We start from the raw sequence: 24,087 nt of genomic DNA on the forward strand, positions 1-24,087 counted from the left end.
TCAACCAAGCTATTGTTTTTCAACAAGTTTTTATCAACATCACCGCCGATGGATGTGCATTATAGGCCAAATATTTTGCCATGCAAGGCTTTTTGTAAAAGAAATATTTCGAGTGTTTATTTTATAAACCCAAAAATAGATAAGCTACTGTTTTATCTCATAAATTTATTTTAATAAAAATCTGTGCAATTCTTCAAAATACAATCACAAGATTTAATCTATTGTTTTATATGAAATTGTTCTAATAAAAAAGTAAAAAGCAGAGCCTAAACCCTGCTTTTGGTTTAAATAAAGTTCAAATTAGAACTTCATACTGATACGCGCCCAATAGTTACGACCACTATTGTTAAACTGAACTTTTGCTGCACTACCAGTCCCATTTAAACCTAGTTTATTTAAATGTTCGCTATACGTTTTATCCAAAACGTTATCAACACCCACAGACACATCAACACTTTTATTGAGGTTATAGCTGCCATTTAAAGACAACACGCCAAAGCCACTGCTCTCTTTGAGGTCGTAACCTACGATATTACCTTCATCTTTACTTATACGACTTTGACCATCGACTACACGTAATAATGCACCTAAAGTGTATCTATCTTGAACATAGCGTAGGTTTAAACGTCCTTCCAAAGGCGAAATTTGTGGTAACGGCGTATTGTCTGTGGTGTTTTCACCCCACGCATACATGGCGCTCACATCTGCCTGCAAAGCATCGGTAAATTGATAACCTATACCAACTTCTGCACCTGCAATCGTTGCATCCACATTTCGAGTATGCGCCTCTAAAGGATTTTCTTTACTCTGAGGCTTATTTTCATCTCTCAGTTTGTAATTCGTCAAAATATAATCATTAATTAAACCTGCATAAGCCGATGCCCAAGAGCTGAATGCACCATGTTCATGTTGATAGCCAAAGTCCAATTGAAGGGTTTTTTCAGTATTAATGTGATTAAACGTATTTTTATTTCCGTTACCCGACAGAGGACTAAACAATTCCCAATAATCAGGCATACGCTCTACATAGCCCAAACCGACATAAGTTTTAGCATCATGGTGTGGATGTTGATTTTCCAAACGAATAAAACCACTTGGCAAGGTTTCTTTACGTTGTTGAGCCGTTTGTACTGCGTCTACTTCGATCTGATCAACACGTATACCTGTAACCAACTTATTATGATCATTCAGTTCATAACTCAGCTCACCAAAACCACCATAGGATTGAAATTCCATATCGGTTGTTACAGGGAAATTCATTTTCGGCATTGTGGCTGAATACATGCCTTTACCATGCTTATTCTGTTGACTATCAATACCTGTAATAAACTGCAATTTATCCCACTCATGTGTCACAGCCATACGCGCATTTAAAGTACGGCGAGTCACATTCATGGCAGATTTAGCTTCCACAAGTTCTTTAGTCATGTGGTGTTCTGCCATTCCCACTTTACGCAGACTATAATTATCCATCACATGATCATTAAAACTATAGTTCACCTGTGCTTCAATTTTCTTAATCACATCAGTGATGTTTTTCTTTTCTACACGCAAACCCAAACTTTCGCGATCAAATTCAGAACCATCCATCATGCGGCCTGCATAAACCACTTCGGCATCACCACGACCACCTGTCAACTCAAGCCAAGTATTTTCATCGGGTGTCCAACCTAAAGCGACATCAGCATTCCAACGCTCCCAATCTGAAGGAACAGTTGTACCATTGCCATCTTTATAGCTGTCTGCCACAGAACGGTTGGCGTTTAAACGAATGTATTTCTGCGCATCGCCCGCTGCTGCTTCAATATTATGATCCAAACGACCAAATGAACCCATCAAAACACTGGCTTGTCCACGATAGTTTTGACCTTCACCAAATTGTTCAGGCTTACGCTCAAACAATACCGTTGCAGCCGAACCTGTGTTGGCATATTGCACCGTTTGCGGCCCTTTAATGACGGTAATTTCATCAAAACTTTCTGGTGAAATATAAGAGGTTGGTGAATCCATACGACTCGGGCATGCACCTAAGTTTTCAGAACCATCGGTTAAAATTTTAATACGTGAACCAAACATGCCGCGGAAGGTCACATCGCCATTGGTACCCGCACCACTGTTGACCGCACTAAAGCCGACGATGCTTTGCAAATAGTCTGCACCATCTGTGGCTGGAATCGGCTGAATGGGTTGTTTTGGATTAGCACGAACCACTAAACCATTGGCATCATTGCCCTGTTGTGCGGTTGCAACAATAGGCGCAAGGCTATGCGTATTCGCAGACAGCATACTTTGATCGGCAAACGCACTTGCTGAATAGCAGGCAACACAAACTGCAGCCGCAACAGGCTGTAATAAAAATTTAGGCTGAGCCATTTTATTTCTCACTTCAAAACATAAATACAGTTAGGGTCAAAGCAAACCCGAAAAACATTGAATTTATGCAAAGTGAGGTGGAGCACGCCCCTGCGGAAGTAAAAAGAGTTGCTGAAGTGCAAACCAAACGTGTTGAAAACGTTTTTGGAAAGCCAAAAGACGTACCTGAATGCGATCAAGCACCTCTTTAAGCTCTAATTCAGGTGGCAAGACCAAGTTGCCATAGACCGTACAATACTGACATTGATGTGAAGCATCGTGATGATGATGTTCATGCTGTACGGTCAGTTGCTGATCATCGGTCTGTGATGTAGATGAATGTGCAGTATGCGAAGAATTTGTATGCACTGCGTGGGCTTGTGGCAACAAAAGTGCTCGCGTGATGGTTTCACAGACTGGCGCAACTTGATATTGCTCAGGCAGCAAAGGCTGTAAAAATACAGCAATCTGTAAAAAAACTGCGATAAATGAAAGCAGTAAGCCACTACGCAACAACAAAAACATCTATCCTGAATTTGTGTGGCGCAAGTATAACAAAGCCCAATCGAAATTGGGCTGATTTTTATGCTTTGGTCTAAACATGGACAACTAGATTGTGGTTTGTTTTAACGCTTCACAGCAACTTTTTCTTTCTGACGCTGGCGCACTACTTTTTCCACTTTTTCACGGGCACGCTGTCTTTTGAGTGGTGATAAATAATCGACAAATAATTTACCATTTAAGTGATCCATTTCATGTTGGATACAAACAGCGAGAAGTTGATCTGCTTCTAGCTCAAAGGTTTGACCCTCAAGGTTAATCGCTTCAATTTTTACACGTGACGGACGCTCAACTTTGTCGTATATTTGAGGCACTGACAAACACCCTTCTTCATACGGTTGGGTCTCTTCAGTCAATGGGGTAACTTTGGGGTTAATGAAGACCATGGGTTGATCTTTATTTTCAGATAAATCCATGACAATCAGCTGAATATGATGATCTACCTGTGTCGCAGCTAGACCAATTCCTGGTGCGGCATACATAGTTTCAAACATATCTGCAGCAAGCTGACGAATTTCGTCGGTCACTTCTTCAACTGGTTTGGCAATGGTACGCAAACGGGGATCCGGGAAACTTAAAATAGGTAATAAGGCCATAGGACGTCCTCACTTATATGCCATTGATCAAAAAACCGAATGAAGGAATGCTTCATCAAAAAAATGTGTGTAAGATCGTTATTATAACGCAACTACATACATAATTTTAGGAATTATGATAATGAAAAAGGTTTTGACAGACACATCCTCTTTTCGTGTCTTGGGGTTTAAAAAGCAAGTTTTAGCACTCGCTGTATGTCTCACTGTGGGACTTGGGGCAATGAGTGTGGCTGAAGCAGCACCTGCACGAAATATTAATCCACCTGCTTTAAAAGCCAATGCACCGAATGTGTATGTGGTGAAAAAAGGCGATACTTTGTGGGATATTTCTAAAAAATTCCTGAATAATCCACTACGCTGGCCTGAAATTTGGGCAAGCAACCGCCACGTGAAAAATCCACACTGGATTTTCCCGGGTGACCGCTTGTTAATGTGTACCTATGAAGGTCGCCCAATTATTGGTAAAGATGAAGGTGATGGCTGTGAAGGCATTATTCGTCGTTACACAGGCAAGAGCACCAATTTACAGCCGCAAATTCGCGTAGAATCTTTAAATAATACAATTCCTGTGATCCCACTGGAATACATCAAGCACTGGTTAGAGCGCAGCAGCATTATTGCCGCAGATGCACTGCAAGGCACGCCTTATATTTTAGGTACTTCTGATCAACGCGTGTTGGCTGCTAAAGGACAAAGCGTGTATGCACGTGGTGCAGGCCTAGAAGTTGGTCAACGTTATGCTGTCTATCGCGAAGGCGAACCATACATCCTAACCGATGCCAATGGTCAAAAACTCAATGCAGGCTTAGAACTCACTCAAGTTGCAACTGGTATTGCAGTACGTGGTGAAAATGACATTACTACGCTTGAGTTGACCGACACTTACAACGCTGAAGTGCGTCGTGGTGACCGTGTCTTGCCTGTTTATGACCCAATGTTACCAACGCTGTTCTATCCGACCCATGCTGAAAATGTAACTGCAGGCGGTCAAGTGGTTCGTGTAATGGGTTCTATTGGTACGGCTGCAAAACACAGTGTGGTTGCCATTGACCGTGGTACGCTGCATGGCGTGCAATCAGGCCACGTATTCTCTGTCGCTCAAAAAGGCGAAGTTGTGACTGACCCGAAAACCAAAGAGCGTGTGCAACTTCCAGGCGAACGCATTGGTAATATCATGGTCTTCAAAAGCTTTGATCACATCAGCTATGCCTATGTATTAGACAGCGAATTGCCAATTAAAGTGGGTGCGAACTTACAAACACCCCTAATGGACGACTAAAAATAGTCTGAGATGGTGACATGTTGAATTCATTCACCCCACATCAAATTGACTACATTAAGTTGTGGTATTTGGTTCAGCATTCACTGTCGAGTTTTTATAAACTAGAACAATATTTTGGTTCCGTGGCTGCCGCAGTACAGCCCGAACATCTTTTGGCTTGGTCAGAAGTACGTGTACATGCCAACCATCAACAGCGTGCTAAAGAATATCTTAGTCAGTCAGGGCAACATGCCTTTGAAAACGTCTTAAAACAATTACAACAGCATTGTGATTTTATCCTGACCTTGGATGATTCCCAACTACCCTAACCAACTACGCCCCTATGCAAACAAAGCTCCAATTTTATTTGGGCAAGGCAATGCTCAGGCTTTACTGCAAGCTCAAATCGCAATTGTGGGCAGTCGCAAAGCCAGCCCACACGGACGGCAAGTGGCCTATGATTTTGCCTATTATTTAAGTGAGCAAGGTTTCTTTATCAATAGCGGTCTGGCACAAGGTATTGATGAAGCTGCACATCAAGGCGCTTTGGCACACCATCGTACCATTGCAGTCATGGGCACAGGTTTAGACAGCACCTACCCGAGCGCCCACCATACACTCCGCCAGCAGATTGTGGAGCGTGGCGGTGCAGTGATTACAGAATTTTTACCTCACACCAAACCTTTGCAGCAAAATTTTCCACGACGTAATCGGTTGGTGAGTGGATTGAGTTTAGGCGTTATTGTTGCTGAAGCCAGTTTAAATAGTGGTTCACTGATTACCGCCAAATGCGCAGCCGAGCAAGGTAAATTGATTTTTGCTATTCCTGGTCATATTTACAGTGAGTTTCATCAGGGTTGCCATCAATTAATTCGTGAAGGTGCAATTTTGGTGGATCATCCTGAACAGGTGCTTGAAGATTTGGCATTGCCGACTCAATGGCAATATCAACAACAAAATATTGATCAATTGAGCTCTGACTCAACCTTGCCATCTTCAAAAATGAATGCTCAAACAGGAGAAAGCAATACAACCATACCTGATACAGCCACCTCGCCACAACCTATCCATAAAATCGTGACGCAGATTCCTGAGCATTTATTGGCGTTGTATCATCAATTGGATTGGGTCGGACAAAGTATTGACCACTTGGCACAACAGCTCGACTTGGAAATTGCCGTACTCACAGCTTATTTAATGGAACTTGAGCTCATGGGCTTAGCAATGCAGCAATCAGGCCTGTATCTGCGTTGTCGTCCTCACAAATAAGGTTCACAATAGCCCTCTCCCATTTCTGTTTAGGTCAACTCGCATGATTACCACCTCTGTCACCGAAGCCGCTGCATGTCTACAACAGGGACAAGTGCTGGCCTATCCAACAGAGGCAGTGTGGGGTCTAGGTTGTGATCCTTATAATCAACAGGCTTTTTTGGAAATATTACGCCTCAAACAACGTCCAATTGAAAAAGGCGTCATTTTACTGGCAGGGCATCTGTCGCAGGTAGAACATCTGCTTGAAGATTTAAAACCAGATATGCGAGATCGTGTAATTGCCTCATGGAGCAATACACATCCGACTGAGCGTGCCACCACTTGGCTGTTACCTACCACAGCGGCCATTCCAAACTGGATTACAGGACAACACCCGAAAGTTGCGGTACGCGTGACCAACCATCCTTTATGTATGGCTTTATGCCATGCTTTTGATGGCTTTATTGTTTCAACCAGTGCCAACCCTGCTGGACATGAACCTGCGCGTTCCCTACAAGAAGCAACCCATTATTTCCAGCAACAACTGCATTATTTAAATGGTGATTTAGGCTTAAGCCAACAACCTAGCCGAATTTTAGATGCAGAGACAGGTTTGGTCATTCGCGCCTAGGCTTAGACAAATTTTAGATAAAAAAAAGCTCAACCATATAGGGATGGTTGAGCATAAAAAGGATGTGTATAAAAGCACATCCAGAGGGTACGAAAATCTTGCTGTGAATGATGTCTTACTAAGTTTTTGCTAGAGCAGATCATTTCCAGTACGTGAATTATGGAGTAATTTAGTCGACTATACAAATAGATTATTTCTATTAATCTAACATAAATAATCAATGATAGACTTATCACTTTTTCTTAACAATTTAAATTATCTTACTATTTTTTCAATTATTTTAGAAAAATTAAAAAAACTGTCATAAATTATATGCCTAAATCCTGTATATTTTTTGAATAAAACAGTATTTTAGATACATCTTTCATGCTCAAAAAAAGAGCAAATTCACTCAATTTTTTAGTGGAATTTGCACACGAGTTTTCATTTGAGCCAAAACAATGCCCACTAAAATAATCAAACCACCAACAGTGTGATAGCTCCCCCATACTTCTGCCAACCAAAAATAAGCAATGATTGCAGTAAATACAGGCATCAAATTCATAAAAATACTGGTACGGTTTGGCCCTAAGTGCTGTACTGCCAGCATCCATACTAAAGGCGCAATAATGGATGGAAAAATCCCCGCATACAAAACACTAAAACTATTTTGACTATTGAGCGGATCTAAGCCGAGCCACACAATAAAAGGTAGGTGATAAATCAGCGCAAAAATTATTTGCACATACAGGCTGAGCATTAAAGGTAGTTTTAAATTCCATTTCTTTAAAAACACCCCATAAAAAGCATAAAAGAACACGGCTAGCACCATCAGCATGTCGCCTGCATGCCCAGTCAGCTGTGCTAATTGGCTGAAATCACCCTGTGCAATCACATACAACAGGCCAAAAAATGAAATGATACAGCCCAAAATTGCAAATTTTGTCGGAATGTCCCTTAAAATAATCAAAGACACCAATACCGTAAACATAGGAATAAATGCATTGATGATGCCCATGTTGGTGGCAGTCGTATAATTGGCTGCAGTGTAGCTTAGCCCTTGATACAGCACCAAACCAAAGGCACTTAAAACAGCTAGCTGTTTTAAATGTGGACGAATTAAACTGCGTTGCTGCCAAACTTTAGGTAATATCCAAGGCGTGAGAATCAAAAATGCAATAAGCCAGCGGTAAAAGCTGATACTCACTGGTGAAATATATTCTGCGACATAACGTGTCACGGCAATATTAAGCGACCAAATTAATACCGCAATCACAGGGAGTAGAATTGCCCAAAGTGCACCTTTGGCTGGCTGTGTCATGTCTGCATCATCCTTGTTGCACGTCAGCTGCATAAGCTTGCTGCTGTTTTCTGATCATCCAATTGAATTGATTGCTTGAAGCCCAAACTAAACTTCAGGGCTATTTATGGCACTTTTCGCTCAACTTATCCACCAATATTTTTAAATGATGATAATCCTTATATTTTTTTAATTGATACTCCCTCTTCTTTTGCACACAAATACAATAAATTTTCTGGTTTTCAACTTGCTGTGCTTTATAAATCCAGTTAAAACAATAACACTTTATATCATTCGCATTTGGACACTTACATGAGCCATTCGGTCTATAACATTCCCGTTCTCACCAATTCAGGTGAAGAAACCACATTAAATCAATATGCTGGAAAAGTATTGTTGATTGTTAATGTCGCCTCTAAATGTGGCTTAACCCCACAGTATGAAGGCTTACAAAAATTGTATGCGGATCAAAAAACACAAGGTTTGGAAATTTTGGCTTTTCCATCCAATGACTTTTTGGCTCAAGAACCAGGCAGTGATGCAGAAATTCAGGAATTCTGTTCATTGAATTATCAGGTGAGTTTCCCGTTATTTGCTAAAATTCCTGTGGTGGGTGAGCACAAGCACCCATTGTATCGCACCTTAATTCAGGCCATTCCAGAACGCATAGGTGAAGGCCCATGGTGGAAAGATTTGGTCGATTATGGCTTAACCCCAAATAATCCACCGGAAATTTTATGGAACTTTGAAAAATTCCTAGTTAACAAGCAAGGTGAAGTCGTAGCACGTTTTGCGCCTGATCTAACTGCAGAAGACCCACGAATTTTGGATGCGATTGCAGCAGAACTCGCTAAATAATGCTTGGCAATGAACACTTTATACAGGGAATTTGCTTCGGCAATTCCTTGTTTTTCGTTTCAACCACACTTCTAATATTTGTTATTGCTTTGCAATAATCTGTTTTTTATTCATATTTTCGTTTTATATTGGTTTTAATGCCTTATAAATGATTAGATCAAGATGAATACACCATTTTCTAAATATGCAATACTGCTCCCCCTACTCAGCGCAGGTTTACTACTCAGTGCTTGTGAACAGGCATCTGGCCCTCAAAGCAGCTCAGTCGAAGAACAAGGGACTGTAACTTCTAGCAATAGCAATCCTGATGCAACACAAGCACCCCTAAGCAGCGGCAATATGTTTTACATTGTGCGCGATGTAGCTGATCTACAACTTAAAGCTGGACAATATGTTGAACAGCTCAATCAGTCCAAATCAGAATTGCAAACAGCAATCAACGCACAAGACCCACAACAACTCCAGCTTGCTACAACTCAATTACAACAGCAACTGCATGGTTTTAATCAAACCCTCAGCAGCTTAGATTTAAAAACACAAGAAATTGATACGATTCGTCAAAACCTGTTAGCAGCCAATCAACAAGTTTTAAACTCCCCGTTTTTAAACGGTCAAATTAACCTTAGTCAGGTCGATTTTAAAAAGCTAGAACAGCAAATGGGCAATATTCAATCTGAAATGGTGAAGTTGGCGGGTATGATTTTGCAGGGTGAAGCGACTTCGAATAGCAAAACTGATGCTGCTGATGCGTCCTAAGCTTCTGAAATATCAAACACTGCAGTAATTCACTTTTATCAGCCATAAAAAAAGCCACTCTTTCGAGTGGCTTTTTCAATCTTAAACCAGCAATTAAAGTGCGCGGTTTTTGATTTTGCGGATGGTTTCCAACTGTGCAGCAGTTTCTGCCAAAGCAGCCAAAGCAGCAGCAGAGTCCAAATCGCTCTTTTGATTCGCCAACAATTGTTCAGCGTGTTTACGCGCTTCAAGAATTGCTGCTTCATCTAAGTTTTCTGCACGAACTGCAGTATCTGCAAGAATCGTAACAACATGCGGTTGAACTTCTAGAACACCACCAGATACATAGATTAATTCTTCTGTACCATTTTCCAGCAGAACGCGGATTGCACCCGGCTGAAGCAAAGTTACTAGTGGTGCGTGACCCGGCATAATACCGAGTTCACCGCCAGCACCTTTTGCAATTAGCATAGTCACAGTGCCAGAGTACAAAGACTCTTTTACACTTACAACGTCACATTGCATAGTCGCCATGAGAATCTCCTAAATTAGAGCTGCTAATTAAAGTTTCTCGGCTTTAGCAATCACTTCGTCAATACCACCAACCATATAGAACGCTTGTTCTGGGATATGATCGTATTCACCAGCTAGAAGACCTTTAAAGCCACGAATTGTATCTTTAAGCGGTACAAGTTTACCAGGCGCACCAGTAAATACTTCTGCTACGTGGAACGGTTGAGAGAAGAAACGTTGGATCTTACGTGCACGGTATACAGTAAGTTTGTCTTCTTCTGACAATTCGTCCATACCAAGAATTGCGATAATGTCTTTCAATTCTTTATAACGTTGAAGAACGTTTTGAACTGAACGAGCAATTTCGTAATGCTCAGTACCAACAACTAATGGATCTAACTGACGTGAAGTTGAGTCTAGTGGATCGATCGCAGGGTAAATACCTTGAGATGCAATGTCACGGCTCAATACTACAGTTGCGTCTAAGTGCGCGAACGTTGTAGCAGGCGATGGGTCAGTTAAGTCATCGGCAGGTACGTATACAGCTTGAATAGATGTAATCGAACCAGACTTAGTTGAAGTAATACGCTCTTGAAGAACACCCATCTCTTCTGCAAGTGTAGGCTGGTAACCTACTGCAGATGGCATACGACCTAGAAGTGCTGATACTTCAGTACCTGCTAGTGTATAACGGTAGATGTTGTCTACGAACAATAATACGTCACGACCTTTACCGTTCTCGTCTTTTTGATCACGGAAGTACTCAGCCATAGTCAAACCAGTTAACGCTACGCGTAAACGGTTACCAGGTGGCTCGTTCATCTGACCGTAAACCATGGCTACTTTGTCAAGAACGTTAGAGTCTTTCATCTCGTGATAGAAGTCGTTACCTTCACGGGTACGCTCACCAACACCAGCGAATACAGATAAACCTGAGTGCGCTTTAGCGATGTTGTTGATCAACTCCATCATGTTTACGGTTTTACCAACACCCGCACCACCGAACAGACCAACTTTACCACCTTTTGCGAACGGGCAAAGTAAGTCAATGACTTTAATACCTGTTTCTAGAAGGTCAGTAGAAGCCGCTTGTTCTGCATAAGAAGGCGCTTGACGGTGAATTGGTAAACGCTCTTCAGTTGCAACTGGACCAGCTTCGTCGATAGGGCGACCAAGAACGTCCATGATACGACCAAGAGTCGCTGTACCTACAGGTACAGAGATTGGAGCGTTAGTGTTAGTTACGTTCAAACCACGCTTAAGGCCTTCAGTAGAACCCATTGCAATAGTACGAACTACGCCATCACCAAGTTGTTGCTGAACTTCTAATGTAGTTTCAGTACCGTCAACTTGGAGAGCGTCATAGATCTTAGGAACGCTGTTGCGTTCAAACTCGACGTCGATAACCGCGCCGATGATCTGAATGATACGACCGCCACTCATTGCTGTCTCCTCAATTCAAACTAATAATGTTAAACGGCAGCGGCACCACCAACGATCTCAGAAATTTCCTGAGTAATCGCGGCTTGACGCAGCTTGTTATAAATAAGTTGTAGGCTCTTGATCAGTTCACCTGCGTTGTCTGTTGCAGCTTTCATTGCAACCATACGTGCAGACTGTTCACATGCGATGTTTTCAATCACACCTTGATAAACCATAGACTCGATGTAACGAACCAATAAACCATTTAACAGCTCTTCAGCTTCTGGTTCATAGATATAGTCCCAACCGTATTGACGGTTAAGAGTCTTGTTTTCTTCAGCAGCTGCTAAAGGAACAAGTTGTTCGATTTTCTGATCTTGAGTCATGGCATTTACAAAGCCATTCGATACGAGGTAAATGCGATCTAACTCGCCTTTATCGTACGCATCTAACATCACTTGCACAGAACCAGATAACTGTTCAAGACTTGGCGCATCACCTACGTTTGTAGTTGCACCAAGCACTTTACCGCCGTAGTTTTTAAAAAACGAAACCGCTTTTTGACCAATTAAAGCAAACTGAACTTCAATTGACTGCTCTTGTTGTTGCTGTACATGCTTTACAACTTTCTTGAACAAGTTAATGTTCAAGCCACCTGCCAAACCACGATCTGAAGACACGATGATATAACCTACGCGTTTTACAGGGCGTTCGATCATATAACGATGTTTGTATTCAGGGTTCGCCTGTACCAAATGAGCAATTACACGGTGCATATTTTCGGCATACGGACGGCCTTGAGCCATGCGCTCTTGCGCACGACGCATCTTAGAAGCAGCAACCATTTGCATCGCGCGAGTAATCTTTTGCGTGCTCTTGATACTAGCAACTTTGGCGCGAATTTCTTTTAAATTTGCCATACGCTTAACCTAGTATTCGAAAGCCCTTTCAGGCTTCCGAAGGTTGATTCCGTGAACCAAACCCCTAACTAGCCAATGCTAAATTAGTAAGTTTGAGTCGCTTTAAAGCTTTCAATACCTGCTTTGATTGCAGCTTCGATGTCTTTGTTGAAATCACCAGTTTCATCGATTTGTTGCATTAACGCAGCATTTTCTGAACGGAAGTAAGAAATTAACGCAGCATCAAAGTCTACGATTTTCTTCACTTCTACGTCAGCCATGTAGCCTTCGTTAGATGCATAAACTGAAACAGCTTGGTCAGCAATTGAGTATGGCGCATATTGTTTCTGCTTCATTAACTCAGTTACACGTTGACCATGTTCAAGTTGCTTACGAGTTGCTTCATCAAGGTCAGAAGCGAACTGAGCAAATGCTGCCAATTCACGGTATTGCGCCAAAGCGGTACGGATACCACCAGACAATTTTTTGATGATCTTAGTTTGAGCAGAACCACCAACACGCGATACAGAAATACCCGCGTTCACAGCAGGACGGATACCTGCGTTGAATAATGATGTTTCTAAGAAGATCTGACCATCAGTAATCGAAATTACGTTGGTTGGAACGAATGCAGATACGTCACCTGCTTGAGTTTCAATAATCGGCAATGCAGTTAAAGAACCAGTTTGACCTTTAACTTCACCGTTAGTGAATTTCTCAACGTAGTCAGCAGATACACGAGAAGCACGCTCAAGTAGACGCGAGTGTAGATAGAACACGTCACCCGGATAAGCTTCACGACCTGGTGGACGACGTAAAAGCAATGAAATTTGACGATACGCAACAGCTTGCTTAGACAAGTCATCATAAATGATAAGCGCGTCTTCACCACGGTCACGGAAGTATTCACCCATTGTACATCCAGAGTACGGAGCAAGATACAACATTGCTGCTGGATCTGCCGCTGCTGCTGCAACAACAGTTGTATACGCCATAGCGCCAGTTTCTTCTAGCTTGCGTACTACGTTTGCGATAGTCGATTGTTTTTGACCAATTGCTACGTATACACACTTAATGCCAGAGTTTTTCTGAGCGATGATCGCATCGATCGCCATTGCTGTTTTACCAGTTTGACGGTCACCAATGATCAACTCACGTTGACCACGGCCTACAGGGATCATGGTATCAACTGATTTATAACCAGTTTGAACAGGTTGATCCACTGATTGACGCCAAATTACGCCTGGTGCTACTTTTTCTACAGCATCAGTTAATTTTGCATCAATAGGGCCTTTACCATCAATTGGGTTACCCAAAGCATCTACTACACGGCCTAAAAGTTCTGGACCAACCGGAACTTCTAATACACGACCTGTGCAACGTGCTTTTTGACCTTCTTGAAGGCTTAAGTAGTTACCTAAAACAACGACGCCCACTGAATCCTGTTCTAGGTTCAGTGCCATACCAAATAAGCCGCCGTCGAATTCGATCATTTCACCGTACATTGCATCAGCAAGGCCGTGAATGCGCACAATACCGTCGGATACCATAACAATGGTACCTTCGTTTTTAGCGGTCGCGCTGGTGTCCAGATCGCCGATACGCTGTTTAATGAGCGCACTGATCTCGGATGGATTCAGTTGTTGCATTGCGCTATACCTCAATCTTTTATTAGTTCAGTCTTCGCAATTAAGCTAAAAGACGTGTCCGCATTTTTTCAAGCTTGTTAAGCGCAGAATCATCTATCACTTGGTCGCCTGCACGAATAACCACACCCGCAATTAACGCTGGGTTCACTTCTACAGAAACATTTACTGCCGCAGCGAAACGTTTTTCTAACGCTTGAGCAAGAATTTGTTCTTGTACAGAAGTCAATGGGAATGCTGATTCAATCACAACATCCACAGTATTGTTATTCTGTGATTTGAGCTGTTCGTATTCTGCTTGAATTTCAGGAAGCAAAGCCAAACGGTTGTTTTCAGCAAGCAATGTCAAAAAGTTTGACACTGCTGCAGTTTGGTCTTCACCTAAAACTTTGGCAAAAATACTCACCTGCTCAGCAGGCGTAAGCTCAGGGCGATTTAAGTAAGCTGAAAATGCCTCGTCTTGCACCGCAGCACTGAGCAAGTTAAGTGCTGTTGACCAATTGTCAGTTGCACCTTGCTCAGAAGCGTAAGCAAATGCTGCTTTAGCGTATGGGCGTGCCAACGTCAAGAGTTCAGCCATAATCTGCCTCTCTCTTAAAGTTTAGCAGCCAGCTGAGTCAGCATGGCATTGTGAGCTTCTGCGTCAACTTGCTGGCTAAGAATTTTCTCTGCACCAGTTACTGCAAGCGCAGCTACTTGTTGACGTAATTCTTCGCGAGCAGAATTGATTTCTGTATCAACAGCTTCTTTCGCTTGTTGACGAATACGCTCACCTTCAGCAGATGCTTGGGTACGCGCTTCTTCTACCAATTGTGCTGCACGACGATTCGCTTGTTCGATCAATTGAGCCGCTTGTGCTTTAGCTGCATCTAATTCAGCTTTCACTTGAGCTTGCGCATCGGCAAGATCAGCTTTGGCTTTTTCAGCTGCATTTAAGCCGTCAGCAATACGACGCTGACGCTCACTAATCGCATTGATTAGTGGTGGCCATACAAACTTCATGCAGAATGCGACGAAAATCGCAAATGCAATCGCTTGGCCAAACAATGTGAGGTTGATATTCATTGCAAATTCCTCAAATAGTGAATTTCGGAATTAAGCTGATTAACCTACAAATGGATTAGCGAAGATGAAGAACAAGCCAATACCAACACCGATCATAGGCACAGCATCAAGAAGACCTGCGATTAAGAACATACGAGTTTGAAGTTGTGGAGCCAATTCTGGTTGACGAGCAACAGCTTCAAGGAAGCGACCGCCTAAAAGACCAAAACCAATCGCAGTACCTAAAGCACCGAAAGCGATCAAGATAGCAGATGCAATTGCAACTAGACCTAAAGTGAGTTCCATGATAATTCCTCAGAGGTTAGGTTTTATACCAAATTAAGTTAAAAAATTGTGTGCCCAACCGCCCGATGACAGTTAGGCCATACCATTAATGCTTTTCGCTTGCCATGCTCATGTACACGATAGTCAACATCATGAAAATGAATGCTTGTAGCGTAATAATCAAAATGTGGAAAATCGCCCAAGGCACAGACAATGCCCACTGGATCCAGAACGGTAATAACGCGATAAGAATGAAGATTAACTCACCCGCATACATGTTACCGAACAGTCGTAGAGCCAATGAAACTGGTCGCGCCAAGAAAGTAGTCAATTCCAACAATAAGTTGAATGGAATTAAAAGCACTTTAGCAACTGGATTACTTGGGTTGAATGGGTTAAGTGCCAACTCACCAACGAAGCCGCCAACACCTTTCTCACGAATACTATAGAAAATAATTAAGAAGAATACAGAAATAGACATACCTAAGGTAATGTTTGGATCTGTAGTCGGAACAATTTTAAAGTAAACCTGATGAGGGTCCACACCCAGCATAGATGCAATCGCCTGTTGAGCTACATAAGGAATAAAGTCAACAGGGATTAAATCCATCAAGTTCATGAGGAAAATCCACACGAAAATGGTTAATGCTAAGGGTGCAATTAATCGAGACTTCCCATGGAAGGTATCACGTACACTTGAATCCACAAACTCGATAATCACTTCAATTACTGACTGGAATTTACCAGGCACGCCTGAATTTGCAGCTTTCGCAACAATCCAGAACAATAAACAGAAGATCAGACCAAGTCCGATAGACCAACCCATTGAATCCAAGTGAATAGCAGTGAACCCCATCTGTTGAGCTTCTTCAGCAGACTCAGCCAACTTCCATGAACCGTCTGGCATTTTGCCATAGGTCATATTGGTCAAGTGATGCTTGATATACTCGGTCGAAGTAAGGGCATGTTCTTCAGCAGCCATAAATCACACCTGGTCAATGTAAAAAAACTAATAGAACAAACGAACATCGCGTGCTGCTTGATATCTCGCCTATTCCTGAAAAACTTTTCAATTTTTGCTGCGTTTAGACTCGTTTTTGTAATCGTGACACCCAAAATGGCGCAACCCACGACATGCTTTGAACGAGCATAAAACCACAAAACAATGCCACCGGGGATAACGGCTGTACATTGCTTAAAATTAAAATGAATCCTACGATCACGATTGCAAACTTACCGAGCATTCCTCTATACATGTTCGAAAGAACCTGTCTGGACGCTCGTGCACCTGCTGCTCGAAACGACTGCCATGAAAAATAACAACTTGCCAACCAACAAACACTAGCACCAAGTGCAGCGCTTAAGGCAGCCGTTGAGTCTTTCAAGACCCACGCTATCAGGGCTGAAACTGGAATCATGAATGCTTGTAAGAAGACCAAAGCTTTAGCTAATCGTCGGTCAATCAAGCGACTAGTTCGGCTCATTTTTTTATCCACTCACAGCATTAATGCTTGACAAGTTCAACTGATGATCGTTTTTTATCGCAGGCATTATAGAGTTAGCCCCCTGAACATGCAATCGTTTCCCGACCTTAGTCGTGTTTTTTTGCATGTTTGTCTCGGAATTGTCATATTTCAAATTTGCTTAAAAAACGCATCATTTTCGTGCATTTAATACACAAGCCTTGGTTTGCTTGGCTAATTGCTGCCAAGCTTGCACAAAATCTTCTGTGCCACGCATGCTTTCATCGACCATTTGAAACACAACTGGATTCAATTTCATATACTGGCTTTTACTGGCATGCCCTTCTGCAAGCAAACACATTTTACGGCTTGGGCGGTGATCATTCAGATATTTGATTTGGGCAACCGTAGGGGCAATATGCGGATCATTGGTCAATGAACCTGCAAATTTTAAATTTAAGGCACGTTCTAAATATTGATAGGCATCGTGATAGGCCCAGTAAGGCTGTGCAGCACCCAGTCCACGTAACTGATGTGCAGTGGCAAACAGCTCTTGGGCAAAGGCACGTGCATTGTTCCAATAAGCATCACGATGTTCTGGCATTTGCTGAGAACGCAAGGCTGCGATAAAGAAGGCAATGCGTACCGCATTGTTTGGATCAAGCCAGACATGACTGTCTACTGTATTTTTTAAGGCTACGCCACGCTCAGAACGCTGTGGCAGGGTTTGCATAATCCCTGCTTCTAATAAGGCAATCGCTTTAGTATTTTGTTTCAATATCCGCTCTAAAGGTGCTTCATGTGCCTTGCCCAACCAAATAATTAGCCCTGCATCTTGAATAGTTTTGCGATGCGCAGGCGTGAGTGACACATCATGCCCTGTTTGATCTGCCAACAATAAAGTTGGTGTTTCGATGTTTTTCGTGACTTTTTCAGCGATCAAATACAATGGGTGCGTTGATACAACCAGCGCTTGCGCCATACTTGCTGTACTGAACAGCGCCAAAAAACAGAAACTAAATAAACGAAACATTGCCACACATCACGAAAAATCGATAAATGTTATAGTATAACAAATTTACAAAAATACCTATGTACAATCGAAACTGATTACGCTTCATGCTAAGATTTACTGTCGTTTTTCTTTTAAAGTTCAACTGGGGTGGCTATGAGCTTATGTTCGCACGAGCATCACAATGCATTACATGGCGTTCACGACCATCACAATGTCGATCAACGTCTTGCCGAAGCAGAAAGTTTATGTGCGGCAACGGGTGCGCGTTTAACACCACTGCGTAAAGAAGTACTGGAGCTTATTCTTAAAGCTTCTGCGCCGATGGGTGCTTATGATTTGTTAGCGAAAATCAAAAGCGAGTCTGACCGACCTGCGGCACCGCCTACTGTTTATCGCACCTTGGATTTTTTATTGGAAAAAGGGCTGATTCACCGTTTAACTTCAATCAATGCCTATATTCCATGTTGTCATCCACGTGAAGGGCATCAGGCCGCATTCTTAATTTGCACGGACTGTAAAGCCGTAAAAGAAGCATCGGCGCAAGGTTTATTGCAACAGCTCGATCAGTTAGCAGCTTCTGACCGCTTTACTGCACATCACAGCATTATTGAGATTTCTGGAAAATGTCAGCAGTGCAACAGCAAATAACCACTGCGCCTCTCATCGCTTTACGCAACATTCAAGTGCGCATTGATGAGCGTGATATTTTAAAAAATGTCGATTTTGAATTGTATGAGCGTGAAATTGTCACGCTGATTGGCCCGAATGGTGCAGGCAAATCGACCTTAATTAAAGTTCTGTTAGGCATTGTGCAGCCCAATTCAGGCAAGATTGTATCGAGCAGTAAACTGACTTTTTCTTATGTGCCACAAAAGTTTAATCCTTCACACAGCTTGCCTTTAAGAGTGAAGGATTTACTAGCCTTAGAAAAATGTCCGAATCAGCTGAAAACTGAAATTATTCGTGATACAGGCATTGCCAAGCTACAAGATTCTAAAGTTCAACAACTTTCTGGCGGTGAACGGCAACGCGTCTTGCTGGCACGCGCCCTACTACGTCAGCCAGATGTCTTGGTTTTAGATGAACCCATGCAAGGACTCGACATTCAGTCCGAAGCCGAACTGTATGACTATGTGCGCAGCCTGCCTGCCAAATATGGCTGTGCAGTGTTAATGGTGTCCCACGATTTGCAATGGGTTATGCAGGGTACACACCGTGTGGTGTGCTTAAATAAACATATTTGCTGTAGCGGCTTGCCCGAGAATGTGCAACAACACCCTGAATATCAGGCCATTTTTGGAACTAATCGGGTGTTCTATCAACATCACCATGATCACTGCGCACATGGTGACCATGCCGAGCCTTGTCAGCATGACCCACGACCTCATATTCACCCTGAACCGGAAGCATAACCCATGATGGATTGGCTACAGTTGCTGCTACCTGCATGGATCATGGGCAGTTTATTGGTATTTTTGACTGCTCCACTCGGCTGTTTAATGCTGTGGCGTCGCATGTCTTTTTTTGCCGATACCATGGCACACGGTACTTTGCTGGGAGTAGCCATTGCTGGTGCATTGAGCTTACCCTTATGGATGGGCGTCACGTTTCTTGCGGTCTTACTGGTCGGAGTGTTATGGATTTTACACGACCCACGCTTACCAAATGATGCGTTGCTTGCACTCTGCTCGGCAACCTTGCTTTGTTCAGGCTTACTGTTTATTCAGCATATTCCTAGTTTACGCCCTGAATTGCTCAGCTATTTGTTTGGTGACTTACTCACCATTTCATGGGCAGATTTACCTGTATTTACTTTGGTGATTATTGTAGCGTTAGCCGTGCTCTACAAATTTTGGCAAGCTCAAATTCAAATTGCGATTGACCCTGATATTGCGATCAGCGAAGGCATAAATGCGCAATGGCAACGTCTGATTTTTATGTTGTTATTGGCACTCTTTACGGTATTGGCGCTGCGTGCAGTCGGCTCTTTATTGATGGGCGCTTTATTGGTGATTCCTGCTTTAACCGCACGTTTATTGGCACACTCACCAAAACAGATGGTGATTTGGGCATTTATGATGGCGCAGATTGGGGTAACCGTTGGCTTATGGTCAAGTGCAGGCTTAAACATTTCAACAGGTTTAAGTATTGTGATGACGATGGCAGTGATTTTTGCTGTGATTTTTAGCGTTCAAAAAGTCAGAAAGATGGCTTAAGCCAATGAGCTAAATGGATGCCATGCGATTGCATGGTTTTTGGATATATACCATCATTCCGATTAATACATTAGCATCAATCTTGGTAAATAATTTTTTGGGTAATAATATTCAAAGAGCTGCCTTTCAGCAGCCGTCAGCTTAGTTTTGAACAGCACAAATACTGACTATAAATAAACAAGTCATCACGTATGCCAAACTCGGATCAAAATAAACCACCAATGTATCAAACATTGGAGTAAATCCAAGAATTAAACCCGCTGAGCTTGCTTTCTTCAGTTGTGACATATTATCACTCCTTAAAAAACTGTTGCGGGTCTCTTGATAAGTTAGGTACGCAACGCTCAGACTATTGCTACTTAATTTCGTTTTAAAACCAGTTGCGATGGGTAAGTAGCAATCCTAACTGGTTAATAACTATTCTAGTTATCAATAACAATTATTTCAATTACTTACTATATCACTGATGCACCAAACTTAACAAAAATGCAGCACCCGCAAATAGGGTCGCAAAAGTACGATTCATCATTTTTTGCTGCCGAGGTGATCTTAACAAACGCAAGACTTTGGCGGCCAAACCTGTGTATCCTGCCATCACAATCAAATCAATACTGATCATAGTTGCTGCCATAATCAGATACTGAATCCATTGCGGTTTCGATAAATCTAAAAACTGTGGCAAAACTGCCAATAAAAACACAATCGCTTTTGGATTACTCATGTTAACCAAAAAGCCATACATCACCAGTTTTCCAGCAGATTTTCGGGTCAATTCATGTTGGATTTCAATGGACTGAGCAGGTGCTGCCCATTGCAAATAGGCCAAATACAATAAATAAGCTACACCAAACCATTTCACAATCAAAAATGCCCAAGGGGTGGTAGCAAACAAAACCCCTGCCCCCGCAGCGACAATTGCAATTTGCAGTAATAATGCCAACTGCAAACCAATAGCATTCCAGTAGCCATGTCGAAAACCATAGTTCAAACCACTCGACATCGATGCAATTGCACCTGCACCGGGCGAAACACTAATTACCCAGCACGCCAACATGAATGCTATCCAAACTTGATAAGACATAGAAAACAGTTTTATGAAAGATAGCGCATTATATGATATTTCACTTAATATCATGGCAAAAACCGTTGAATAAAATCCCAAGAAGGGTATTAAGCCTGCATGCAATCAGGCACAATAAAGTAAACCCTATAGAAAACAACAATTTTTTCAGGAGCTATACATGACTGCCCAATCTGTAATATTGCCACTACCTTCAGATCATGCTCGCTTTCTAGTGTTACGTTTAAAAGATTTAAGCATTGCTGAATTAAAAGAAAAATTGGCGGACCTTTTTAGCACACGGGATCGTTTAATCACTCAGCATCCACATGCACAAATTAAAACTGGGGTGGCCTTTGGCCCTGAACTTTGGGCACAACTCTATAGCCAATCTCCTGAAGGTTTTAAACAATTACAGCCGATTCATGGCTCCTTTAATATGCCTGTAGTGCCTGCCGATGTGATTATTCACCTAGCCAGTGCCCGTGCAGATATTTGTTTCGCACTAAGTCAGGCCTTTTTTGATGGTATTCAAGATAAAGTTGAAGTTTTAGATGAACGTGTTTGCTTCCGTTATTTTGATGGACGTGACATGACAGGCTTTATTGATGGTACTGAAAACCCGCAATTCCCTGATGATCGTGCTGAAGTGGCGCTTTTAGGTGAAGATGCAGGTGTGTTTGCCGATGGCGCATTTATTTTTGCACAGCGTTATTGCCATGATTTAGAAAAATGGAAAAAGCTGAAAGTCGATGCTCAGGAACACGTGATTGGTCGTACCAAACTTGAATCTATTGAGTTGGATGACGAGGTTCAACCTGAGAACTCGCACGTGTCGCGTACTGTGGTTGAAGATGATGCAGGCGATGAGATGGAAATTTTGCGTCACTCGCTGCCTTATGGCGATGGTCAGGGTGATCAAGGCTTATTCTTTATTGCCTACACCAAAGATTTGAGCATTATTGATGCCATGTTAGAGCGTATGTTTGGCACGTCTGGTGATGGCATCCATGACCGTTTACTGCACTTTGTGACTGCTCTAGACGGTGCATATTACTTTGCCCCAAGTGAAGAGTTATTAGAAGAAGTGATGGAAGGTTAAGATAAAGAGGCCGACGAGAGTCGGCTTTTCAGTCTGAGAGACTGTAAATTAAATTGTGTAATTGCCTGAATTTGCTATGTTCATATTCACAACGGAGTCAGGCAATATGATGAACGAACAAAAACTAAAAGACCTTGCAGCAGAATTTGCTAAAGGAATCAAAACAGCAGACGATCTCAACCAATTCACCAGATTGTTGACCAAACTCACTGTTGAAACGGCTCTTAATGCCGAACTTACCGAACATCTCGGACATGAAAAAAATGCCCGTAAATCTGGCTCAAATTCACGCAATGGTTATTCTAGTAAGACTGTACTTAGCGATGATGGGGAGATTGAGATCACCACACCACGTGATCGTGATGGCACTTTCGAACCTCAGTTAATTAAGAAAAATCAGACCCGTATCACGCAAATGGATAGCCAGATTCTATCCCTTTAGCCAAAGGCATGACCACCCGTGAAATCGTTACTACCTTCAAGGAAATGTACGATGCCGATGTATCTCCAACACTCATTTCCAAGGTAACTGATGCCGTCAATGAGCAGGTTGCTGAATGGCAAAACCGTCCGCTGGATGTGATCTATCCTATCGTTTATATGGACTGTATTGTGGTTAAAGTCCGTCATAATGGCAGTGTCATCAACAAGGCTGTATTTCTTGCCTTAGGCATTAATCTTGATGGACAGAAAAAACTGCTCGGCATGTGGATAGCTGAGAATGAAGGTGCCAAGTTCTGGCTAAATGTTCTGACTGAGCTGAAAAACCGAGGGTTGCAGGATATTCTGATCGCCTGTGTAGATGGACTAAAAGGCTTTCCTGATGCCATTAACAGCGTATACCCGCAAACCCACATCCAGCTGTGCATTATCCACATGCTGCGCAACAGCTTGAAATATGTGTCATGGAAAGATTACAAGGCGGTCACTCAGGATTTAAAAGCCGTTTATCAATCACCCACTGAAGAGGCAGCCTTGATGGCCCTGGATCAATTTGCCCAAACATGGGATGACAAGTACCCACAGATCAGCAAAAGCTGGCGTACGCACTGGGAGAATCTGAATACCTTCTTTGCTTATCCAGCCGAGATACGCAAAGCCATCTACACTACCAACGCAATCGAGTCATTAAACAGCGTAATACGCCAAGCGATCAAAAAACGTAAAGTCTTTACAACGGATGATTCTGTACGTAAAGTGATTTACCTGGCAATTGATGCAGCATCTAAAAAGTGGAATATGCCGATTCGCGACTGGCGTTTAGCCATGAGCCGCTTTATTATTGAATTCGGTGACCGCTTAAGCAATCACCTTTAAATTGATCAAAAGCAATTACACAAAATTATTTACAGGCTCCAGTCTGATATTATCTATAGTTTTTTAAAAAATTAATTCGTTCTTCATTCTCTTGAACATAACAATCTAATAAATAAATTGGAGCTTCATGCCCTCCTTCTGCCAACTCATACTCAGAAGTACATTTATTTTCTCTTCTCTTTAACCAATTTTTTTGACTTGATAATAATTTCTTCTTTTTAATTAATTTTAGTTTTTTCATTCTTTTTTATACTCTCTGTTTAACTCATGATCCGACTCTAAATAACCTCGTGAAAGGCAGTACCTCAAATCCTCTTGAAGAGGACTTCCTTCTTTGCATATTACTCCTAAAGCATCTTCATATAAAAAATCTTCAGGAACAACAGCATAAGAAGGCGAATTCAAACATGAGGTGCGACAGTTTGAAAAGTCTTATGATAATCAACAAGCTGAGCAAATTTCTCTAATGGTGTAAGCCAATCTAACGCTTTTCTAGGACGAGTATTCAGTGACATGGCAACTTGATTTAAATAATGCTGATCTGCCTGATTTAAATCAATCCCTTTAGGTAAATATTGCCT

At 42.1% G+C, this 24,087-nt stretch carries 25 protein-coding genes and 3 pseudogenes; 10 read left to right on the forward strand and 18 right to left on the reverse strand.

The window, feature by feature from the left end; genetic code table 11:
* Window positions 1-300: 300 nt before the first annotated feature.
* From HHA42_RS10370 to def, 3 genes are all read right to left on the reverse strand, one after another.
* On the reverse strand, window positions 301-2,373 hold the full coding sequence (locus tag HHA42_RS10370; RefSeq protein WP_168526405.1) for a TonB-dependent copper receptor: 2,073 nt from the start codon (window positions 2,371-2,373) through the stop codon (window positions 301-303).
* Between the two features lie 63 nt (window positions 2,374-2,436).
* On the reverse strand, window positions 2,437-2,877 hold the full coding sequence (locus HHA42_RS10375; protein ID WP_171501114.1) for a DUF2946 family protein: 441 nt from the start codon (window positions 2,875-2,877) through the stop codon (window positions 2,437-2,439).
* A gap of 101 nt (window positions 2,878-2,978) precedes the next feature.
* Window positions 2,979-3,509 (reverse strand): peptide deformylase, encoded by a 531-nt coding sequence (def, locus tag HHA42_RS10380; protein ID WP_154321169.1) that lies wholly within the window; start codon window positions 3,507-3,509, stop codon window positions 2,979-2,981.
* A gap of 121 nt (window positions 3,510-3,630) precedes the next feature.
* Between def and HHA42_RS10385 the strand changes: the two genes are divergently transcribed.
* From HHA42_RS10385 to HHA42_RS10395, 3 genes and pseudogenes are all read left to right on the forward strand, one after another.
* Entirely contained in the window at window positions 3,631-4,788 is a 1,158-nt protein-coding gene (locus tag HHA42_RS10385; protein WP_168526407.1) for a LysM peptidoglycan-binding domain-containing protein, read from the forward strand.
* Window positions 4,789-4,808: 20 nt separating this feature from the next.
* Window positions 4,809-6,039 (forward strand): annotated as a pseudogene (gene dprA, locus HHA42_RS10390) (DNA-processing protein DprA).
* A gap of 43 nt (window positions 6,040-6,082) precedes the next feature.
* Complete coding sequence (locus HHA42_RS10395) at window positions 6,083-6,652, forward strand: Sua5/YciO/YrdC/YwlC family protein (RefSeq protein WP_168526409.1); 570 nt, start codon at window positions 6,083-6,085, stop codon at window positions 6,650-6,652.
* Between the two features lie 391 nt (window positions 6,653-7,043).
* Here HHA42_RS10395 and HHA42_RS10400 read toward each other — a convergent pair whose 3' ends face one another.
* Window positions 7,044-7,952 carry a DMT family transporter gene (locus HHA42_RS10400; protein ID WP_168461764.1) on the reverse strand — a complete coding sequence of 303 codons (909 nt, stop codon included), beginning with the start codon at window positions 7,950-7,952 and terminating at the stop codon, window positions 7,044-7,046.
* 291 nt (window positions 7,953-8,243) lie between these two features.
* Between HHA42_RS10400 and HHA42_RS10405 the strand changes: the two genes are divergently transcribed.
* The gene (locus HHA42_RS10405) at window positions 8,244-8,789 is read left to right on the forward strand and encodes a glutathione peroxidase (protein ID WP_168526411.1); all 546 of its coding nucleotides are present in this window, start codon (window positions 8,244-8,246) and stop codon (window positions 8,787-8,789) included.
* A 162-nt stretch (window positions 8,790-8,951) separates the two neighbouring features.
* Window positions 8,952-9,545, forward strand: a complete 594-nt coding sequence (locus HHA42_RS10410; RefSeq protein WP_168526413.1) for a hypothetical protein — start codon at window positions 8,952-8,954, stop codon at window positions 9,543-9,545.
* A 93-nt stretch (window positions 9,546-9,638) separates the two neighbouring features.
* Here the strand turns inward: HHA42_RS10410 and HHA42_RS10415 are convergent, their stop codons facing one another.
* From HHA42_RS10415 to HHA42_RS10460, 10 genes are all read right to left on the reverse strand, one after another.
* The gene (locus tag HHA42_RS10415; protein ID WP_168419253.1) at window positions 9,639-10,058 is read right to left on the reverse strand and encodes a F0F1 ATP synthase subunit epsilon; all 420 of its coding nucleotides are present in this window, start codon (window positions 10,056-10,058) and stop codon (window positions 9,639-9,641) included.
* A gap of 27 nt (window positions 10,059-10,085) precedes the next feature.
* Window positions 10,086-11,480 (reverse strand): F0F1 ATP synthase subunit beta, encoded by a 1,395-nt coding sequence (atpD, locus tag HHA42_RS10420; RefSeq protein WP_004970134.1) that lies wholly within the window; start codon window positions 11,478-11,480, stop codon window positions 10,086-10,088.
* Between the two features lie 29 nt (window positions 11,481-11,509).
* Complete coding sequence (gene atpG / locus HHA42_RS10425; RefSeq protein ID WP_096902733.1) at window positions 11,510-12,379, reverse strand: F0F1 ATP synthase subunit gamma; 870 nt, start codon at window positions 12,377-12,379, stop codon at window positions 11,510-11,512.
* Between the two features lie 83 nt (window positions 12,380-12,462).
* A complete protein-coding gene (atpA, locus tag HHA42_RS10430; RefSeq protein WP_104852884.1) occupies window positions 12,463-14,007 on the reverse strand; it encodes a F0F1 ATP synthase subunit alpha in 1,545 nt (514 codons plus the stop codon).
* 40 nt (window positions 14,008-14,047) lie between these two features.
* Window positions 14,048-14,584: a F0F1 ATP synthase subunit delta gene (locus tag HHA42_RS10435; RefSeq protein ID WP_004970141.1), complete on the reverse strand. Its 537-nt coding sequence runs from the start codon at window positions 14,582-14,584 to the stop codon at window positions 14,048-14,050.
* Window positions 14,585-14,598: 14 nt separating this feature from the next.
* Window positions 14,599-15,069 (reverse strand): F0F1 ATP synthase subunit B, encoded by a 471-nt coding sequence (locus HHA42_RS10440; RefSeq protein WP_004970142.1) that lies wholly within the window; start codon window positions 15,067-15,069, stop codon window positions 14,599-14,601.
* Window positions 15,070-15,108: 39 nt separating this feature from the next.
* Window positions 15,109-15,354, reverse strand: a complete 246-nt coding sequence (gene atpE / locus HHA42_RS10445; protein WP_000424060.1) for a F0F1 ATP synthase subunit C — start codon at window positions 15,352-15,354, stop codon at window positions 15,109-15,111.
* An 85-nt stretch (window positions 15,355-15,439) separates the two neighbouring features.
* Window positions 15,440-16,315 carry a F0F1 ATP synthase subunit A gene (atpB, locus tag HHA42_RS10450; protein ID WP_004970145.1) on the reverse strand — a complete coding sequence of 292 codons (876 nt, stop codon included), beginning with the start codon at window positions 16,313-16,315 and terminating at the stop codon, window positions 15,440-15,442.
* Window positions 16,316-16,418: 103 nt separating this feature from the next.
* Window positions 16,419-16,817, reverse strand: a complete 399-nt coding sequence (locus tag HHA42_RS10455) for an ATP synthase subunit I (RefSeq protein WP_004970147.1) — start codon at window positions 16,815-16,817, stop codon at window positions 16,419-16,421.
* Window positions 16,818-16,989: 172 nt separating this feature from the next.
* Window positions 16,990-17,829, reverse strand: a complete 840-nt coding sequence (locus HHA42_RS10460; RefSeq protein WP_168526415.1) for a metal ABC transporter substrate-binding protein — start codon at window positions 17,827-17,829, stop codon at window positions 16,990-16,992.
* 135 nt (window positions 17,830-17,964) lie between these two features.
* Here HHA42_RS10460 and HHA42_RS10465 point away from each other — a divergent pair, with 135 nt between their 5' ends.
* Genes HHA42_RS10465 through znuB form a run of 3 tightly spaced genes read left to right on the forward strand, consistent with a single transcriptional unit; the run spans window position 17,965 to window position 20,027 of the window.
* The gene (locus HHA42_RS10465) at window positions 17,965-18,459 is read left to right on the forward strand and encodes a transcriptional repressor (protein WP_168419257.1); all 495 of its coding nucleotides are present in this window, start codon (window positions 17,965-17,967) and stop codon (window positions 18,457-18,459) included.
* Window positions 18,435-19,223, forward strand: a complete 789-nt coding sequence (gene znuC, locus HHA42_RS10470; RefSeq protein ID WP_168526417.1) for a zinc ABC transporter ATP-binding protein ZnuC — start codon at window positions 18,435-18,437, stop codon at window positions 19,221-19,223. The genes HHA42_RS10465 and znuC overlap by 25 nt, the downstream gene beginning before the upstream one ends.
* Before the next feature lie 3 nt (window positions 19,224-19,226).
* Window positions 19,227-20,027: a zinc ABC transporter permease subunit ZnuB gene (znuB, locus tag HHA42_RS10475; protein WP_168419259.1), complete on the forward strand. Its 801-nt coding sequence runs from the start codon at window positions 19,227-19,229 to the stop codon at window positions 20,025-20,027.
* A gap of 141 nt (window positions 20,028-20,168) precedes the next feature.
* On the opposite strand, the gene HHA42_RS10480 is transcribed toward znuB, so the two are convergent.
* Window positions 20,169-20,315, reverse strand: coding sequence for a hypothetical protein (locus tag HHA42_RS10480; protein ID WP_019837164.1), 147 nt, complete (start codon window positions 20,313-20,315; stop codon window positions 20,169-20,171).
* Between the two features lie 172 nt (window positions 20,316-20,487).
* Window positions 20,488-21,108, reverse strand: coding sequence for a LysE family transporter (locus HHA42_RS10485; protein WP_168419261.1), 621 nt, complete (start codon window positions 21,106-21,108; stop codon window positions 20,488-20,490).
* Between the two features lie 160 nt (window positions 21,109-21,268).
* On the opposite strand from HHA42_RS10485, the gene HHA42_RS10490 reads away from it, so the two are divergent.
* Window positions 21,269-22,189: a Dyp-type peroxidase gene (locus HHA42_RS10490; RefSeq protein WP_168526419.1), complete on the forward strand. Its 921-nt coding sequence runs from the start codon at window positions 21,269-21,271 to the stop codon at window positions 22,187-22,189.
* A gap of 109 nt (window positions 22,190-22,298) precedes the next feature.
* Window positions 22,299-23,506, forward strand: a pseudogene (locus tag HHA42_RS10495) (IS256 family transposase).
* Window positions 23,507-23,555: 49 nt separating this feature from the next.
* Here the strand turns inward: HHA42_RS10495 and HHA42_RS10500 are convergent.
* Together HHA42_RS10500 and HHA42_RS10505 are read right to left on the reverse strand one after the other, a co-directional pair.
* The gene (locus tag HHA42_RS10500) at window positions 23,556-23,747 is read right to left on the reverse strand and encodes a lysozyme inhibitor LprI family protein (protein WP_168526421.1); all 192 of its coding nucleotides are present in this window, start codon (window positions 23,745-23,747) and stop codon (window positions 23,556-23,558) included.
* Window positions 23,748-23,907: 160 nt separating this feature from the next.
* Window positions 23,908-24,087: pseudogene (locus tag HHA42_RS10505) on the reverse strand (IS30 family transposase); the annotation flags it as partial.

Source organism: Acinetobacter sp. A3 (assembly GCF_012371415.1).
Classification (GTDB): Bacteria; Pseudomonadota; Gammaproteobacteria; order Pseudomonadales; family Moraxellaceae; genus Acinetobacter.